Below are 1,599 nucleotides of genomic sequence, written 5' to 3' on the forward strand. Positions count from 1 at the left end.
GAATCATTTCGATCATCTCCCACTGAAGGTCAGTCAGGTCACTTGGGTACGCTTTTCGAATCGCCTCGGACACCGTGCACTCCTTTGCGTTGATGAACCGCAAAGTGTGAACAAAACCAGACTTTCACAAAACCTCAGTTTCCGGATAGCCTCTAACTCGCTGCGAAAAAATTCGATCGCAGAATTCCGTTTTGCACTCGTAATCATGCACCGAAGATTGGGCACCGAATTAGTTGTCACGTCCGCATGGAATTCATGTAGCCAGAAATGTCGACCAACTCGATCAACTGCATGCCACATTCAATTTCCGCAGCCTGGCTTTTGAAGTGGAAGCGAAGTCCATCATCAAGCGATTGTATGGTGATATCTCCAACATTGTCGATCCCCCACCCACGAACTGATAAGTCTTCCACGCAAAGCAACATCAGTGTGATTTGAACTGTATTGACTTTTCGATCAATCCACTTTTGAGGAGGGCTGGTTGGAAACTCGTTAAGGTCCAATCTGACTGAGATCGATGGTCCATCACCATGGAGAATCACTTCATGAATGAGCACAGAATTAAGCTCGGGCAATTCTGAAAAAATCGCCTGTATTCCAAAGCTGTGACCTGTCTGTTCTATCCAGTTCATTGCCCAAAACCCCTCACCCTTTCGATAGATAGATCTCTCAAATGCCCGCTTTGTTCTACGCGGTGAGCCGGTTTTACGCAGTCAATTGCGTCGCTCAACTACAAAGTGACCATCAAGTGCCGATGTCTTTCCAGACGCGAGCTGCGGAAACCTTCACACCTTTCAACCTGCCAACGTTTTCTCAAAAGTTGATCGTCACAAAATCAACAGTTGTCATCAATTCTTCGACTGCTAGATGACTCACGGTTCAAACTGTTCCAAAGCGGATAGAACAACAAAAACTGTATGCTGATCAACGTTGCTAAGACGCAAACTCCAAGAAGCGCAGCACCGATGGCCCCGTAGAAAAGAAGCAGAAACGGAATCCCACCCAATAAAACCAACACCAAACTGACGCACAAAAAAATCCCAACACTCTGTCGAGGCTCTTTCGTTCGGCAACTTTCTTCAGCCGGCGGGGAATTCAGGTTCTTCACTCCAGGTCCTCTCCAAGCTCACACCGCGAGTTTGTGGAACATAAATCACCGATCATAGCACCGTTCACTAAATCGGACTCGCAAGTCTTAAATCAATCTTGCTTGAGCTCTGACCGTCCTGTTTCATACTCAGAGATGAGAAAGCCAACAATCGCGACCGCGATGAACGATAGGACACACTTCAGGACATACGGGTAAATTGGCCCTTCATGAATACCAGCTGAAAACAGCCGATTCTTCAAGTCGAAGAACAACAGAACCATCAGGTAGGAGGATGGAAGGGTGTTGAAATGCCCCCGAAGTTTGAACCAGGCTTATGAGAGTTGGGGTTAGGTAAGTAAGTCAGTGTGCTGGAGTGGAGGAGAAGGTGGAGCCGTAGGCGGAACCTTCTCTGGAACGGAAGCACACTGAGTCGAAAATTCGGCAGGCGTCAACCCTCCAAGAGAGCTGTGCGGACGGCGGTGGTTGTAAGTCATCCGCCAGTCCTGAAT

The 1,599-nt window shown here is 47.9% G+C and carries 2 protein-coding genes; both read right to left on the reverse strand.

Going from position 1 to position 1,599, the window contains the following annotated elements; translation table 11 throughout:
- Nucleotides 1-236: 236 nt before the first annotated feature.
- Nucleotides 237-632 carry an Imm50 family immunity protein gene (locus tag KOR42_RS26210; protein ID WP_146512744.1) on the reverse strand — a complete coding sequence of 132 codons (396 nt, stop codon included), beginning with the start codon at nucleotides 630-632 and terminating at the stop codon, nucleotides 237-239.
- 805 nt (nucleotides 633-1,437) lie between these two features.
- The gene (locus tag KOR42_RS28095; RefSeq protein ID WP_390620856.1) at nucleotides 1,438-1,599 is read right to left on the reverse strand and encodes an integrase core domain-containing protein; all 162 of its coding nucleotides are present in this window, start codon (nucleotides 1,597-1,599) and stop codon (nucleotides 1,438-1,440) included.

The sequence above is a fragment of the Thalassoglobus neptunius genome, from assembly GCF_007859735.1.
In the GTDB taxonomy this organism is placed as follows: Bacteria; Planctomycetota; Planctomycetia; order Planctomycetales; family Planctomycetaceae; genus Thalassoglobus; species Thalassoglobus neptunius.

Coding starts and splice junctions, on each gene's coding strand:
- KOR42_RS26210 (WP_146512744.1), bottom strand. CDS start 632: ATGAACTGGATAGAACAGACAGGTCACAGCTTTGGAATACAGGCGATT.